Raw genomic sequence first — 15,394 nt, forward strand, 5'->3', positions numbered from 1 at the left:
GTAGGGGACTATGGAATCGTTTTTCTGGAGCTATGTCTGGCCAGCGCTGATTATTGTCGGCCAGTCCCTGCTTCTTCTCGTTTTGTTGCTGGTGTCGATCGCCTTCCTTCTGCTTGCCGACCGTAAGATCTGGGCAGCCGTTCAGCTGCGCCGTGGTCCCAACGTCGTTGGTCCCTTCGGCCTCTTCCAGTCGTTTGCCGACCTTCTGAAATTCATTCTGAAAGAGCCGGTCATCCCATCCGGTGCCAACAAGGCAGTCTTCCTGCTGGCTCCTCTGGTTGCCGTGACACTGGCTCTGGCAACCTACGCCGTGATCCCGTTCAATCAGGGCTGGGTCATCGCCAACATCAATGTCGGCATTCTCTACATCTTCGCGATCTCGTCGCTTGAAGTCTACGGTATCATCATGGGGGGCTGGGCTTCGAACTCGAAGTATCCATTCCTCGGCGCGCTTCGTTCCGCCGCGCAGATGGTGTCTTACGAAGTTTCCATCGGCCTCGTCATCGTTACCGTTCTGCTCTGCGTCGGTTCGTTGAACCTGACGGATATCGTCAATGCGCAGCATTCGGGCATCGGTACGTCGCTTGGCCTGCCAGCATCGTTCCTGGACTGGCACTGGTTGCCGCTCTTCCCGATGTTCATCATCTTCTTCATATCGGCGCTGGCCGAAACCAATCGTCCTCCTTTCGATCTGCCGGAAGCGGAATCGGAACTTGTGGCCGGTCACATGGTGGAGTATGGCTCCACCCCGTACATGATGTTCATGTTGGGCGAATATGCTGCCATCGTTTTGATGTGCTGCCTGACGACCATCCTGTTCCTGGGCGGCTGGCTTCCCATCGTGGATGTCTGGTTCCTGAATTGGGTACCGGGTATCATCTGGTTCATCCTGAAGGGCGGCATGGTGTTCTTCATGTTCGGTCTGGTGAAGGCATTCGTTCCACGTTACCGCTATGACCAGTTGATGCGTCTCGGCTGGAAGGTCTTTCTTCCGCTCTCGCTCGCCATGGTCGTGATTGTTGCATTCGTACTCAAGCTGACGGCGGGGGCATAAGATGTTCGCAGTCCTCGCTTGCAGATTTGGAGGTTGAGATGGCCAGTCTTTCACAAGCCGTCAATTCACTGTTCCTCAAGGAATTCGTTGGCGCCTTCTTCCTGACGATGCGTCACTTCTTCAAACAGAAGGCAACGGTGAACTATCCCTTCGAAAAGGGTCCGGTCAGCCCGCGCTTCCGTGGTGAGCATGCGCTTCGCCGCTATCCAAACGGTGAAGAACGCTGCATCGCCTGCAAGCTGTGCGAGGCGATCTGTCCTGCCCAGGCCATCACCATCGAAGCCGGCCCGCGCCGCAACGATGGCACGCGCCGCACGGTTCGTTACGATATCGACATGGTAAAGTGCATCTATTGCGGCTTCTGCCAGGAAGCATGCCCTGTCGATGCCATCGTTGAGGGTCCAAACTTCGAATTTGCGACGGAAACCCGCGAGGAGCTGTATTTCGACAAGCAGCGTCTTCTCGATAATGGCGACCGTTGGGAACGTGAAATCGCTCGCAACCTTGCTCTGGATGCGCCTTACCGTTAAGGCAGCATGGTTTCTTCGGAGCGCTGCTTCGGAGAGGGTAAACAGTCAATGCCCGTCGGTTATCGCTGGCGGGAACGAAACGGGCATGCGGCTTCAGGGTCGCGTTTGTCCGGTGAGGACAAAAAGGCACCAACATGGGTCTGCACGCTGTATTCTTTTACATCTTCGCTTTCGTCGCCGTGGCGTCTGCGTTCATGGTCATCGCTTCGAAGAACCCCGTTCATTCGGTGTTGTTCCTCATCCTGACCTTTTTCAACGCAGCCGCTCTCTTCCTGCTGACGGGCGCTGAGTTCCTCGCCATGATCCTGCTGGTGGTTTATGTCGGCGCTGTGGCGGTGCTGTTCCTCTTCGTCGTCATGATGCTGGATGTAGACTTCGCTGAATTGCGTTCGGGCGTTCTGCAATATGCGCCTATCGGCGCGCTGATCGGCATCATTCTGGCGGCAGAACTCATCATCGTCGTCGGCGGCAGCGTGCTCAACCCGCAGGCGGCCAAATCGATTACCATGCCGATCCCGAACCCGCTGGAGCGCGCCAATACGGCTGCACTCGGTGACGTTCTCTACACGAACTACGTCTACTTCTTCCAGCTTGCAGGTCTGGTTCTGCTGGTGGCCATGATCGGCGCCATCGTGCTGACGCTGCGTCACCGCACCGATATCAAGCGACAGGACATTGCCACGCAGGTTGGCCGCGACCCGAAGACTGCCGTCACGACGGTCAAGGTCAAGCCGGGTCAGGGCATCTAAGGCGCGAACGGATCCAAGGAAAATCATATTATGGAAATCGGTCTTTCCCATTACCTCACGGTCAGCGCGGTCCTCTTCACGATCGGCATCTTCGGTATCTTTCTCAACCGCAAGAACGTCATCGTCATCCTCATGTCGATCGAGCTTATCCTGCTTGCGGTCAACCTCAACATGGTGGCGTTTTCGTCGTTCCTCAACGATATCGTCGGCCAGGTCTTCGCTTTGTTCATTCTGACCGTCGCGGCTGCGGAAGCTGCCATCGGTCTTGCAATACTCGTTGTCTTCTATCGCAACCGCGGATCGATTGCCGTGGAAGACGTCAATATGATGAAGGGCTGATAAGGCTATGATCTACAAAGCTATCGTCTTTCTTCCGCTGATCGGCTTCCTGATCGCTGGCCTTTTCGGTCGCTCCATCGGTGCCAAAGCCTCGGAATATGTCACCACCGGCCTGATGATCATCGTCGCGATCCTGTCGTGGATCGTCTTCATCAACGTTGCGCTTCTCAGCCACGAGCCCGGCGAAGTCATCAAGGTCACCGTGCTGCGCTGGATCCAGTCCGGCGGCATCGATGTCGAATGGGCCTTCCGGATCGATACGCTGACAGCAGTCATGTTCGTGGTCGTCAATACCGTATCCACGCTGGTTCACCTGTACTCCATCGGGTACATGCACCACGATCCGCATCGTCCGCGCTTCTTTGCCTACCTGTCGCTCTTCACTTTCGCCATGCTCATGCTGGTCACATCCGACAACCTGTTGCAGATGTTCTTCGGCTGGGAAGGCGTCGGTCTGGCGTCCTATCTGCTGATCGGCTTCTGGTACAAGAAGCCATCCGCCTCTGCCGCCGCCATGAAGGCCTTCATCGTCAACCGCGTTGGTGACTTCGGCTTCATCCTCGGCATTTCCGGTCTGTTCGTGTTGTTCGGCTCGGTCAATTTCGAAACGATCTTTGCAGCCGCTGGCACCTACCTGCCTGCCGATGGCGCAGCATCCACCGATGTCGTCATCAACCTGTTCGGCATGCAGTTGGACAAGGCGCATGCGCTGACCGGCGTCTGCCTGCTGTTGTTCATGGGCTCCATGGGTAAATCGGCGCAGTTCCTGCTGCACACCTGGCTGCCGGACGCGATGGAAGGCCCGACACCTGTGTCGGCGCTCATCCACGCCGCGACCATGGTCACCGCTGGCGTGTTCCTCGTCGCCCGCATGTCGCCGATTTTCGAACTGTCGCCGGACGCCTTGACTTTCGTCACGCTGATCGGCGCGATCACCGCCTTCTTCGCCGCGACCGTTGGTCTGGTGCAGAACGATATCAAGCGCGTCATCGCTTACTCGACCTGTTCGCAGCTCGGCTATATGTTCGTGGCGCTCGGCGTTGGCGCTTATGGTGCGGCCGTGTTCCACCTGTTCACGCATGCCTTCTTCAAGGCGCTGTTGTTCCTTTGTGCCGGTTCTGTCATTCACGCTGTGGATGGCGAGCAGGACATGCGTCACATGGGCGGCCTGCGCAAGCACATCCCCATCACCTTCTGGACGATGACGGTTGGTACGCTGGCGCTGACAGGCGTTGGTATTCCCGGCACGATGTTCGGCTTTGCCGGCTTCTTCTCCAAGGATGTGATCATCGAATCCGCCTATGCGTCGCACAATGCGGTCGCCGGTTTCGCCTTCACGCTTCTGGTCATCGCGGCCCTGTTCACCAGCTTCTATTCCTGGCGTCTGGCCTTCATGACCTTCTTCGGCAAGCCGCGCGCTTCCGCAGATGTCATGCACCACGTCCATGAATCGCCGATGGTCATGCTGATCCCGCTGTTCGTACTCACCGTCGGTGCTGTGCTGGCTGGTGTCGTGTTCGAAGGCCATTTCTTCGGTGAAGAATATGCGGAATTCTGGAAGGGGGCACTGTTTACGCTTCCATCCAACGAAATCCTCGAAGAGTTCCACCACGTTCCATTGTGGGTGAAGTGGAGCCCGTTCATTGCCATGGCTCTTGGTTTCGTCACCGCATGGTACTTCTACATTAAGTCGCCTGAGACGCCGAAGCGTCTGGCCGAGACCCATCGTGGCCTCTACCAGTTCCTGCTCAACAAGTGGTACTTCGACGAACTCTACGACTTCCTCTTTGTTCGCTCCGCAAAGGCGCTTGGCCGCTTCCTGTGGAAAAAGGGCGACGTGGCCGTCATCGACCACTACGGACCCAACGGTATTGCTGCGCGCGTGGCTGATGTGACCAACCGCGTCGTTCGTCTGCAATCCGGTTACCTCTACCATTATGCCTTTGCGATGCTGATCGGTATTGCCGGGCTTGTCACCTGGATGATGCTCGGGAGTGCCCTGTAATGACCGATTGGCCTATTCTTTCAACGGTCACCTTCCTGCCGCTCGTCGGCGTGGTGCTCTTGCTTCTGACAAATGCGAACGGTCCGTTCGGTCGCCGCAACGTTCTCAACGTATCGCTGCTGACGACGGTCTTTACCTTCATCGTCTCGCTTTTCGTGTGGATCGGTTTTGACAATTCGAACCCCGGCTTCCAGATGGTCGAAAAACACGCCTGGTTCGGTGATATCGCCGCCTACCATCTCGGCGTCGACGGCATCTCCATGCTGTTCGTCATCCTGACGACATTCCTGATGCCTTTCTGCGTTCTGGCCAGCTGGAACGCCATCGAAAAGCGCATCAAGGAATACATGATCGCCTTCCTGCTGCTCGAAGTCGTCATGGTCGGCGTGTTCGTCGCGCTCGATACGGTTCTCTTCTACGTCTTCTTCGAAGCGACGCTCATTCCGATGTTCATCATCATCGGCGTGTGGGGCGGCAAGGATCGCGTCTACGCATCCTACAAGTTCTTCCTTTACACGCTGCTCGGCTCTGTTCTGACCATGCTCGCCATCATGGCGATGTACTGGCAGGCTGGCACGACGGATATGACAGAGTTGCTGAAGCACGGCTTCCCGGCTGGCATGCAGACATGGCTCTGGCTCGCTTGCTTTGCAGCCTTTGCAGTGAAGATGCCGATGTGGCCTGTTCACACCTGGTTGCCGGACGCCCACGTTCATGCACCGACCGCCGGTTCGGTCATCCTGGCCGGTGTCATGCTGAAGCTCGGCGGCTACGGTTTCATCCGCTTCTCGCTGTCGATGTTCCCGATTGCGTCCGACTATTTCGCACCCTTCGTTTTCACGCTGTCCGTCATCGCCATTATCTACACCTCGCTGGTCGCGATGATGCAGGACGACATCAAGAAGCTGATCGCTTACTCGTCGGTCGCCCATATGGGTTACGTGACGATGGGTATCTTCGCCGCCAATGTTCAGGGCGTGCAGGGTGCCATCTTCCAGATGCTGTCGCACGGCATCGTCTCCGGCGCGCTCTTCCTTTGCGTCGGCGTCGTTTATGATCGTCTGCACACCCGCGAGATTTCCGCCTATGGCGGCCTCGTCAACAACATGCCGAAATATGCCGTGGCCTTCATGGTCTTCACCATGGCCAATGTCGGTCTGCCCGGCACATCCGGTTTCGTCGGTGAATTCCTGACGATCATCGGTGTGTTCCGCGCCAACACCTGGGTTGCGCTGTTTGCGGCAACGGGCGTCATCCTTTCCGCCTCCTATGCGCTGTGGCTCTATCGCCGCGTCATCTTCGGTGCGCTGGAAAAGGAAAGCCTGAAATCCATGCTCGACCTTTCGACGCGCGAAAAGGTCATTCTCTATCCGCTGGTAGCACTGACGATTTTCTTCGGCGTCTATCCGGCACCGGTTTTCGATGCTACGGCAGCGTCGGTGGACCTTTTGATCAATAATTATACGGCCGCATTGCAGGCAGCGCAGAATGTTGCGCTTTCTCTGAACTGACGACAGGACCCGTAGGACATGACCGCTGAAATTCTTTTTGCCAGTCTGCGCATCGCGACGCCCGAGCTGATCCTTGCGGTCGGCGCTCTGGTGCTGCTCATGATTGGGGTCTTCTCCGGGGACAAGTCGACCAATACGGTTACGGGTCTTGCCGTAGCGCTCTTGGTCGTCGTCGGTCTGTGGATCATCTTTGCACCGGCAACGGGCGTTGCCTTCGGTGGCGTTTACGTCGCCGACGCCTTCGGCAACTTCATGAAGGTGCTGGCGCTCATCGGTGCCATCGTCGCCATGATCATGTCAGTCGGCCACAGCCGTGTGGAGCCAATCGGTCGTTTTGAATTCCCGGTATTGCTGGTTCTCGCAACACTCGGCATTCTCCTGATGATCTCGGCCAACAACCTGATCTCGCTTTACATGGCGCTGGAACTCCAGTCGCTGGCGCTCTACGTTATCTGCGCAATCAACCGCGAAAGCCTACGTTCCACGGAAGCCGGTCTGAAATATTTCGTTCTGGGCGCTCTGTCGTCGGGCATGCTGCTTTACGGCATGTCGCTGGTTTACGGCTTCACCGGCAACACCGGCTTTACCGAAATCGCAGCAGTTCTGTCGTCCGAAACACGCTCGCTCGGCCTCGTTTTCGGTCTGGTCTTCGTGCTCGCTGGTCTGGCCTTCAAAATTTCCGCCGTTCCGTTCCACATGTGGACGCCTGACGTTTACGAAGGTGCACCAACGACCGTTACGGCATTCCTGGCCGCAGCTCCGAAGGTCGGCGCGATGGCGATCTTCGTTCGTATCGTCGTCGATGCGTTCCAGCCGGTTTTTGCCGATTGGCAGCAGATCGTCGTCTTCATCTCGATTGCCTCTATGCTGCTCGGTGCTTTCGCGGCCATCGGCCAGCGCAACATCAAGCGCCTGATGGCCTATTCGTCCATCAGCCACATGGGCTATGCACTTGTCGGTCTCGCCGCAGGTAGCCAGTCCGGCGTTGCAGGCGTGCTGCTTTACATGGCCGTTTACATGGGCATGACGCTCGGCACCTTCGCCTGCATTCTCGCCATGCGTCGCAAGGATGTCGGCAATGTCGAAGACGTGGACGATCTGGCTGGTCTTGCCTCCACCAATCCGTTCATGGCCATCGTCATGACGATCATGATGTTCTCGCTGGCGGGTATTCCGCCGCTGGCTGGCTTCTTCGGCAAGTATTACGTCTTCCTGGCCGCCATCGAAGCACATCTCTACCCGCTCGCCGTCATCGGCGTGATCGCCTCGGTTGTCGGTGCCTACTACTACCTGCGGATCGTCAAGGTCATGTGGTTCGATGAAGCCAAGGGTGGGTTTGAAAAGGCCGCTGGTGAATTGCGGATCGTTTACGCGCTGTCAGGCCTCTTCGTTCTCGGCTTCATCCTCTTCGGCGGTGTGCTGGGCAATGCGGTCACCGTCGCAGCAAAGACGTTCTTTTGAGCGATACGCGCATGAAAACGGGCCGGGTGTCAGTCGATGACTTCCGGCACGAAGCCTTGGCCGAGACGACATCGACCAATGTGGAATGCTTCGCCCGCGCGCGGGCAGGCGATAGCGGTAATCTCTGGGTGACAGCCGTAAGGCAGACCGGTGGCCGTGGCCGTCGCGGCAGGCCTTGGGTGTCTGAACCCGGCAATCTCTACGCCTCTCTTCTTCTGATCGACCCTGCATCCATGGAGCATATCGGCTCGCTGCCGCTGGCCTTTGCGCTTGCGGTTTATCGCGCTGTGGGGGCTGTGCTACCTGCCGGTGGCGCGCCGCTCGAAATCAAGTGGCCAAACGACATTCTCATCGGACGCAAGAAGACCTGCGGCATTTTGATGGAAGCGGAAACTCTGCCGGATGGGCGCACGGCGCTCGTCATCGGCATCGGCATCAACATCGCCCATATGCCCGACAATCCGGCTTACCCGGTGACACGTCTTGGCGAACATGGCGCAGCCTGCGGCCCCGACGAGCTTTTCGCCCACCTCTTTCGCGAAGTCGCGCATATTCTTCAGATGTGGAATCGCGGGCAGGGCGTGGCGGATGTCATGCGCCTGTGGCGTGCGGCGGCATGCGGCATCGGCGAGCCAATCACCGTCAATTTGCCGGATCGTTCTATCCATGGGCGTTTCGCCGGAATTGATGATAAGGGTTTCCTGCTGCTGGAGGAAGATGGTGGTCCCACACGCGCCATCGCTGCTGGCGACGTATTTTTCGGTTGAACTGCACGGTGCGTGAGCGCCGAGGTTCGACATTGTGATCTGGAGCATTCCTGCTGCTCGGTAAATGCAGGACGCCCGCTCGGCCCCGCATCGGCCGTACCGCCGCGTTTGATGAAAACGATGCTTTTCGCCTCACTCGCATGCGTCGTTAGACGTGGCGAGGCGAGGCATGATTGGACAAAAACAGTAATGACAACAAAAGACGAATTCGTATTCCTGCCGCTTGGTGGCGTCGGTGAAATCGGCATGAACCTGGCGCTTTACGGCTACGGCCCGGCGACCAAGCGCCAGTGGATCATGGTCGATTGCGGCGTAACCTTCGCAGGTCTCGATCTGCCCGGCATTGATCTCGTACTACCGGATATCAGCTTCATTGAAGCGCAGCGCGGAAACCTCAAGGCCATCATCATCACCCACGCGCATGAAGACCATTACGGCGCGCTGAACGATCTGTGGCCAAGCCTCAAGGTTCCGGTTTACGCGTCCGGCTTCACCGCCGGCATGCTGGAAGCCAAGCGCAATTACGAAGGCACGCGTGCCGAAATCCCGATCACGCCGTTCAAGGCAGGTGACCGCATTAATGTCGGCCCGTTCGAGATCGAGGCCATCGGCGTCAACCACTCGATCCCTGAGCCCATGTCGCTCGTCATCCGCACCCCGCTCGGCAACGCCGTTCACACGGGCGACTGGAAGATCGACCACGCACCGTCGCTCGGACCCTTCACCGATGAAGCACGCTTCCGCGCCGTTGGCGAAGAGGGTGTTCTGGCAATGATGTGCGATAGCACCAATGCGCTGCGCGACGGCGTTTCGCCATCCGAAGAGCAGGTGTCGGAAGGTCTGCGCCAGATCATCGAAAATGCCGAGGGACGCGTAGCGATCACCACCTTCTCCTCCAATGTCGGGCGTATCAGGTCCATCGCCCAGGCGGCTGAACGCGCAGGCCGCGAAGTGCTACTGCTCGGCTCCTCGCTCAAGCGCGTGGTCAATGTCTCGCAGGATCTCGGCATCATGGAAGGCATCAAGCCATTCCTTGCCGAAGATGAATTCGGTTACATTCCCCGCAACAAGGTCGTCGTCATCCTCACCGGATCGCAGGGCGAATCGCGGGCAGCACTCGCCAAACTGTCGCGAGACGAAATGCGCAACGTGGCCCTTGCTTCGGGCGATACGGTCGTCTTCTCGTCGCGCGCCATTCCAGGCAATGAAAAAGCCATTCAGGATATCAAGAATGGCCTGATCGAGCAGGGCGTTCACATCGTCACGGATAATGAAGCGCTGGTTCACGTCTCGGGTCATCCCCGCCGCAACGAGCTTCTACAGATGTATGAGTGGGTAAAGCCACAAATTCTGGTGCCGGTGCATGGTGAAGCCGCGCATCTGGTGGCGCAGAAGGAATTGGCCGAACAGGCTGGCATTGGGCAGGTTCCCAAGGTCCGCAACGGCAATATTCTGCGTCTGGCACCCGGTCCTGCCGAGGTCATCGATGATGCGCCGCATGGCCGCATCTTCAAGGATGGCCGTCTGCTGGGCGATTTCGAAGAAATGGGCATCGGCGACCGCCGCAAGCTATCCTTTGCCGGTCACGTCTCGATCAATGTTCTGCTCGACAGCCGCTTCGATTTTCAGGGCGATCCTGACGTCGTTGCTTTCGGCCTGCCGGAGTTCGATGACGAAGGCGAAGCCATGGAAGACACGCTCTATGACGCCGTGCTGGGTGCCGTCGAAAGCATTCCGCGTGCGCGCCGCAAGGATTTGAACATCGTTCGGGAATCCATCCGCCGCGCCGTGCGCGCCACAGCCAATCAGGTCTGGGGCAAGAAGCCGATCGTGACGGTTTTCGTCACCAAGGTGTAAGCTGTCTCGGGAGGAGAGGCCATGCTGGGTCGCATCAACCACATCGCGATTGCCGTGCCGGATCTGGCCGCTGCAGTCGCCACATACCGCGATACGCTGGGTACCGCTGTTTCCCAGCCTCAGGCTTTGCCGGAACACGGCGTGACCGTCGTTTTCGTAGAGTTACCGAATACCAAGGTGGAGCTCTTGGCGCCGCTGGGCGAAAACTCTCCCATTGCGGCGTTCCTCGAAAAGAACCCGTCCGGCGGCATGCACCACATCTGTTATGAGGTCACTGACATCATCGCCGCGCGGGATCGCCTCAAGGCCGATGGCGCGCGCGTGCTGGGCGAGGGGAAACCGAAGATCGGTGCGCATGGCAAACCGGTTCTGTTTCTCCACCCGAAAGATTTCTGTGGGACTTTGATTGAGCTGGAACAGGCGTGATGTAACACGGGCTTGCTCGGCTATTTGGTGTCCCTCATTCCTATGACGAGTACAGGAATTAAGAAGAAGCAATTTGTAACGGGAGGTTTAGTGCATGCAGTGGCTTTCGACATTCGCCGTTTTTTTCATCGTCTGGTGGACGGTCCTGTTCATCGTGTTGCCGATTGGCCTTCGCACGCAGTCTGAGGATGGCGATGTAGCGCTCGGAACGGTGGCCAGCGCACCGACCCGTTTCAAAGGTGGTCAGATCGTGTTGATGACGACGGTCATTTCCCTTGCCATTTGCGGCCTCTGGTACGCTGGCACCTGGTATTTTGGCTTCAGCATGGACGACCTGCCACGCATTATCCCCGTTTACGACTGATTTCTGTCATCCGACTGTCATGAAGAGGCGGCATACAGCGGCATGGCTAATCGGCGCTGATTGACAGACGCAGTTTTGCCGTAATCTATTCGATAATTTTAGTGTCATTTGAAAAAGCCAAAAAAAAACAAGGCTTTTCAGCCTTGTTTTTTAGTTTCGCGTGATCTGTAACCGTTGCCGGGGCAGCGAATGAACGCGCCTAAGATCTCATCCTCCCAAGACTGACCGCGAAATCGGCATGAATTTAAACTTCCTGCCTGTTTTGTGAGCTGAAACTAGCCCATTGGTTCAGCATTGTCATCAGATTTTTTGCATTTTTGTTACAGTCGGCAAAAAATTCCTCTTGATGCGATATGTCGCACTGTGCGGGCAAAATTATTCCTCCTGTAACCGTTCAGGGGCGAATGTCGTCTCATAAAATTGTCGCAAAACAGCCATGAAGGTAAATGGTCCTACGAAGATTAAGGGGTAAAAGCGTATTTTAGCTACCGCGATTACACGGTGAAATGGAATCGCTCGAATGGCGCGTTACGCACAGGGCAGCGGGTTTCCTTCTGTCGAGGAAACCGCTATGTACGGCGCAATTATCCCGTTATTCCGGCGATTCCCAGATAAATCATGGGCGTCGTCACAAGATGGAAATGACTATGCGCCTTAGCCGTTACTTTTTGCCCATCCTCAAGGAAAATCCCAAGGAAGCGGAAATCGTCTCGCACCGCCTTATGCTGCGTGCAGGCATGGTCCGTCAGCAGAGCCAAGGCATTTACTCCTGGCTGCCGCTGGGCAAGCGCGTCTTGGACAAGGTCAACAAGATCGTCCGCGAAGAGCAGGACCGTTCCGGTGCCATCGAGCTTCTGATGCCGACGCTCCAGAGCGCTGACCTGTGGCAGGAAAGCGGTCGCTACGAAGACTACGGCAAGGAAATGCTGCGCATCAAGGACCGTCAGGACCGTGCGATGCTCTATGGACCGACCAATGAAGAGATGATCACCGACATCTTCCGGTCCTATGTGAAGTCCTACAAGAGCCTGCCGCTGAACCTGTATCATATCCAGCTCAAGTTCCGTGACGAGGTTCGCCCCCGTTTCGGCACCATGCGCTCGCGCGAATTCCTGATGAAGGATGCCTATTCCTTCGATCTGACCAAGGAAGACGCGATCCATTCCTATAACAAGATGTTCACCGCGTACCTGCGCACCTTCTCGCGCCTTGGTCTGCGTGCCATTCCCATGCGCGCCGATACCGGCCCTATCGGTGGCAATCACAGCCACGAATTCATCATTCTGGCCGACACCGGCGAATCCGAAGTCTTCTGCCACAAGAGCTTCCTCGATCGCGGTATTCCATCCGACGACACGAATTTCGACGACGTTGATGGTCTCCAGGGCATCTTCAACGAATGGACGACCGATTACGCCGCCACATCCGAAATGCATGACGAAGCCGCTTTCAACGCGATCCCCGAAGGCGAACGTCTGTCGGCGCGCGGTATCGAAGTCGGTCACATCTTCTATTTCGGTACGAAATATTCCGAGCCGATGGGTGCCAAGGTTCAGGGTCCCGATGGCAAGGAACACCTTGTCCACATGGGTTCCTATGGCATTGGTCCCACACGCCTTGTTCCCGCCATCATTGAAGCATCGCATGACGAGAACGGAATCATCTGGCCAGAATCGGTTGCTCCATTCGATGTCGTCATCATCAACATGAAGGCTGGCGATGCTGCCTGTGATGCCGCTTGTGAAAAGCTGTATTACTCGCTGACCAACGCTGGCAAGGATGTGCTCTACGACGACACAGATGACCGCGCAGGCCAGAAATTCGCGACGGCGGACCTTATCGGTGTGCCGATGCAGATCATCGTCGGGCCGCGTAGCGTTGCTGCCGGTGAGGTTGAGGTCAAGAATCGCAAGACCGGTGCGCGCGAAACCGTGACCATCGAAGCTGCAATGAACAGGGTGCTTGGCTGAAAAGCCGACAAGGAGAAGACATGGCAAAAGCCGAGGCTGATAGCGGTGCAGGCTCATCCGTGAAGGGTGGGGCCGCCCGTCCATTTTCGGCCTTCGAACGCATGGTGGCCTGGCGCTACCTGCGCTCGCGCCGCAAGGAAGCGTTCATTTCCGTCATCGCGGGGTTTTCCTTCGTTGGCATCATGCTGGGCGTCGCAACGCTCATCATCGTCATGGCGGTCATGAACGGCTTCCGCACCGAGCTGATTTCCCGTATTCTCGGCATCAACGGCCACATGATCGTCCAGCCCATCGATGCACCGTTGAAGGACTATGACGATCTCGCCAAGAAATTTGCCGCCGTTCCCGGCGTTACTATGGCGCTGCCACTGGTCGAGGGGCAGACGCTCGCCTCCGGTCGCGGTGGTGCGGGCAGTGGCGCGCTGGTGCGCGGCGTGCGCTCCGAAGACATCGAAAAGATCAAGGAAGTCTCCGGCAATATCAAGGTCGGCGATCTCGTCGGCTATATGTCGGGGCAGGGCGTTCTCGTCGGTTCGCGCCTTGCGTCTCAGCTCGGTGTGACCGCTGGCGACCAGATTACGCTGATATCACCGGAGGGGGACGTGACGCCGATGGGCGTCAATCCGCGCGTCAAATCCTATACGATCTCCGGCGTCTTCGAGATCGGCATGTCGGAATATGACGCGTCGATGATCTATATGCCGCTGTCAGAAGCGCAGCTTTATTTCAATGCCGAAGGCATTGTTCAGTCCATTGAGCTCTTCGTCACCCACCCTGACAATGTCGATGGCATCAGGCCGTTGGTAGAGACGGCAGCCGGGAGGCAGATTTATATCACCGACTGGCGACAACGAAATCAGACGTTCTTTTCCGCCCTTCAGGTGGAGCGCAACGTCATGTTCATGATCCTGACGCTGATCGTGCTGGTAGCCGCGCTTAACATCATTTCCGGCCTCATCATGCTGGTGAAGGACAAGGGCAGCGATATCGCCATTCTGCGCACCATGGGCGCAAGCTCCGGCTCCATCATGCGCATATTCTTCATGACGGGCGCTGCCATCGGCATCGTCGGCACATTTGCAGGCGTCGGGCTTGGCGTTCTCGTCTGTCTCAATGTCGAATCCATCCGCCAGTTCTTCTCGTGGATATCGGGCACGGTTCTGTTCGATCCGCAGCTCTATTTCCTCAGCCAGCTTCCGGCGGAAATGCAGCTGAGCGAAACCATGACCGTCGTCATAATGGCGCTGACATTGTCGTTCCTGGCGACGATCTTCCCGGCATGGCGGGCGTCCAAGCTCGATCCAGTCCAAGCCCTGCGTTACGAATAAGGACTGCTTCACACCATGGCACAGAAAATAGCGTTAAAGCTTTCCGGCGTGGAACGGACTTATGGGCAGGGTGAGACCAGCCTCTCCATTCTCAAGAATGCCGATCTTGAATTGAAAAGCGGCGAGATCGTTGCGCTCGTGGCACCCTCGGGCACCGGCAAATCGACACTTCTGCATCTGGCTGGCCTTCTGGAACACCCGGATGCAGGCGAAGTTTTCGTCAACGGACGATCCTGTGGCGATCTTTCCGATGAAGAACGCACGGCCATCCGCCGCAGCGATATCGGCTTTGTCTACCAGTTCCACCATCTGCTACCGGAATTCACCGCGCTTGAAAACATCATGATGCCGCAGCTCATTTCCGGGCTTCCGCATTCCGAAGCCAAGGAACGCGCCAGTGCGCTTCTCGATTACATGCGCATTGGGCATCGCGGCGATCACCGCCCGTCGGAACTCTCCGGTGGTGAGCAACAGCGTGTGGCCATCGCCCGCGCCGTTGCCAACGCGCCGCTTCTGCTTTTGGCGGATGAGCCCACCGGCAACCTCGATCCAGAGACGGCATCCTATGTTTTTGGCGCGCTGGAAGCGCTGGTCCGCCAGTCCGGTCTGGCTGCACTGATCGCTACCCACAACCACGAACTCGCGGGCCGCATGGACCGCCGCGTGACGCTCAGCGAAGGCAAGATCGTCGAGTTCTAATTCGCACCGCCCATAGACGAGATACGTTTCATAAAACCCCGCGCAACACCTGTTGCGCGGGGTTTTTCGTTTTTGACTCAAGCGCTTGCCCCGAATCGAGGACGGAACCGCCACGACTCTGCCTGCGTTGACAAGCTGAGAGTGACAAAAAAGCCGTTGACAATGAAACGAAATGAGAACAAAATTAGAACATAACAAGTATGGAGAGACAAATGACCGACATCATCCGTGACATCGCAGCCTTCGCTTCCATCGCACTCTTCCTCACCAGCTTCTCGGTAATCCTCACTTCCATGTGATGCCGCATCGTCGTTTCAACCGGAAATGACGTGTA

At 57.2% G+C, this 15,394-nt stretch carries 14 protein-coding genes; all 14 read left to right on the forward strand.

Annotation, left to right across the window (positions count from 1 at the left end):
• Positions 1-10: 10 nt before the first annotated feature.
• The 14 genes from nuoH to QRN55_RS00640 all read left to right on the forward strand — a co-directional run bounded on the left by nuoH (position 11) and on the right by QRN55_RS00640 (position 15,060).
• The gene (gene nuoH, locus QRN55_RS00575) at positions 11-1,054 is read left to right on the forward strand and encodes an NADH-quinone oxidoreductase subunit NuoH (protein WP_045230686.1); all 1,044 of its coding nucleotides are present in this window, start codon (positions 11-13) and stop codon (positions 1,052-1,054) included.
• A gap of 38 nt (positions 1,055-1,092) precedes the next feature.
• Positions 1,093-1,584: an NADH-quinone oxidoreductase subunit NuoI gene (gene nuoI, locus QRN55_RS00580; protein WP_042619657.1), complete on the forward strand. Its 492-nt coding sequence runs from the start codon at positions 1,093-1,095 to the stop codon at positions 1,582-1,584.
• A gap of 134 nt (positions 1,585-1,718) precedes the next feature.
• Positions 1,719-2,333 (forward strand): NADH-quinone oxidoreductase subunit J, encoded by a 615-nt coding sequence (locus QRN55_RS00585; RefSeq protein ID WP_045230685.1) that lies wholly within the window; start codon positions 1,719-1,721, stop codon positions 2,331-2,333.
• A 30-nt stretch (positions 2,334-2,363) separates the two neighbouring features.
• Positions 2,364-2,672, forward strand: a complete 309-nt coding sequence (gene nuoK / locus QRN55_RS00590) for an NADH-quinone oxidoreductase subunit NuoK (RefSeq protein ID WP_042619655.1) — start codon at positions 2,364-2,366, stop codon at positions 2,670-2,672.
• A 7-nt stretch (positions 2,673-2,679) separates the two neighbouring features.
• A complete protein-coding gene (gene nuoL, locus QRN55_RS00595; RefSeq protein ID WP_284773935.1) occupies positions 2,680-4,677 on the forward strand; it encodes an NADH-quinone oxidoreductase subunit L in 1,998 nt (665 codons plus the stop codon).
• Entirely contained in the window at positions 4,677-6,188 is a 1,512-nt protein-coding gene (locus QRN55_RS00600) for an NADH-quinone oxidoreductase subunit M (protein ID WP_284773937.1), read from the forward strand. Before nuoL ends, QRN55_RS00600 begins: the two co-directional genes overlap by 1 nt.
• An 18-nt stretch (positions 6,189-6,206) precedes the next feature.
• Positions 6,207-7,649: an NADH-quinone oxidoreductase subunit NuoN gene (nuoN, locus tag QRN55_RS00605; protein ID WP_045230682.1), complete on the forward strand. Its 1,443-nt coding sequence runs from the start codon at positions 6,207-6,209 to the stop codon at positions 7,647-7,649.
• Positions 7,650-7,660: 11 nt separating this feature from the next.
• Positions 7,661-8,416 (forward strand): biotin--[acetyl-CoA-carboxylase] ligase, encoded by a 756-nt coding sequence (locus QRN55_RS00610; protein WP_284773940.1) that lies wholly within the window; start codon positions 7,661-7,663, stop codon positions 8,414-8,416.
• A gap of 189 nt (positions 8,417-8,605) precedes the next feature.
• Positions 8,606-10,273, forward strand: coding sequence for a ribonuclease J (locus QRN55_RS00615; RefSeq protein WP_065701178.1), 1,668 nt, complete (start codon positions 8,606-8,608; stop codon positions 10,271-10,273).
• Between the two features lie 21 nt (positions 10,274-10,294).
• On the forward strand, positions 10,295-10,699 hold the full coding sequence (gene mce, locus QRN55_RS00620) for a methylmalonyl-CoA epimerase (protein WP_284773945.1): 405 nt from the start codon (positions 10,295-10,297) through the stop codon (positions 10,697-10,699).
• 94 nt (positions 10,700-10,793) lie between these two features.
• Entirely contained in the window at positions 10,794-11,063 is a 270-nt protein-coding gene (locus tag QRN55_RS00625; protein ID WP_173996867.1) for a DUF1467 family protein, read from the forward strand.
• Between the two features lie 647 nt (positions 11,064-11,710).
• Complete coding sequence (gene proS / locus QRN55_RS00630) at positions 11,711-13,033, forward strand: proline--tRNA ligase (protein ID WP_284773997.1); 1,323 nt, start codon at positions 11,711-11,713, stop codon at positions 13,031-13,033.
• A gap of 20 nt (positions 13,034-13,053) precedes the next feature.
• A complete protein-coding gene (locus tag QRN55_RS00635; protein WP_284773950.1) occupies positions 13,054-14,361 on the forward strand; it encodes a lipoprotein-releasing ABC transporter permease subunit in 1,308 nt (435 codons plus the stop codon).
• A gap of 15 nt (positions 14,362-14,376) precedes the next feature.
• Positions 14,377-15,060: an ABC transporter ATP-binding protein gene (locus QRN55_RS00640; RefSeq protein WP_284773952.1), complete on the forward strand. Its 684-nt coding sequence runs from the start codon at positions 14,377-14,379 to the stop codon at positions 15,058-15,060.
• Positions 15,061-15,394: the final 334 nt, after the last annotated feature.

The sequence above is a fragment of the Agrobacterium sp. lyk4-40-TYG-31 genome (assembly GCF_030209855.1).
GTDB classification, from domain to species: domain Bacteria; phylum Pseudomonadota; class Alphaproteobacteria; order Rhizobiales; family Rhizobiaceae; genus Agrobacterium; species Agrobacterium vaccinii.

Coding starts and splice junctions, on each gene's coding strand:
- QRN55_RS00615 (WP_065701178.1), top strand. CDS start 8,606: ATGACAACAAAAGACGAATTCGTATTCCTGCCGCTTGGTGGCGTCGGT.
- nuoN (WP_045230682.1), top strand. CDS start 6,207: ATGACCGCTGAAATTCTTTTTGCCAGTCTGCGCATCGCGACGCCCGAG.
- QRN55_RS00585 (WP_045230685.1), top strand. CDS start 1,719: ATGGGTCTGCACGCTGTATTCTTTTACATCTTCGCTTTCGTCGCCGTG.
- mce (WP_284773945.1), top strand. CDS start 10,295: ATGCTGGGTCGCATCAACCACATCGCGATTGCCGTGCCGGATCTGGCC.
- nuoH (WP_045230686.1), top strand. CDS start 11: ATGGAATCGTTTTTCTGGAGCTATGTCTGGCCAGCGCTGATTATTGTC.
- nuoI (WP_042619657.1), top strand. CDS start 1,093: ATGGCCAGTCTTTCACAAGCCGTCAATTCACTGTTCCTCAAGGAATTC.
- proS (WP_284773997.1), top strand. CDS start 11,711: ATGCGCCTTAGCCGTTACTTTTTGCCCATCCTCAAGGAAAATCCCAAG.
- QRN55_RS00600 (WP_284773937.1), top strand. CDS start 4,677: ATGACCGATTGGCCTATTCTTTCAACGGTCACCTTCCTGCCGCTCGTC.
- QRN55_RS00625 (WP_173996867.1), top strand. CDS start 10,794: ATGCAGTGGCTTTCGACATTCGCCGTTTTTTTCATCGTCTGGTGGACG.
- QRN55_RS00635 (WP_284773950.1), top strand. CDS start 13,054: ATGGCAAAAGCCGAGGCTGATAGCGGTGCAGGCTCATCCGTGAAGGGT.
- QRN55_RS00610 (WP_284773940.1), top strand. CDS start 7,661: ATGAAAACGGGCCGGGTGTCAGTCGATGACTTCCGGCACGAAGCCTTG.
- QRN55_RS00640 (WP_284773952.1), top strand. CDS start 14,377: ATGGCACAGAAAATAGCGTTAAAGCTTTCCGGCGTGGAACGGACTTAT.
- nuoL (WP_284773935.1), top strand. CDS start 2,680: ATGATCTACAAAGCTATCGTCTTTCTTCCGCTGATCGGCTTCCTGATC.
- nuoK (WP_042619655.1), top strand. CDS start 2,364: ATGGAAATCGGTCTTTCCCATTACCTCACGGTCAGCGCGGTCCTCTTC.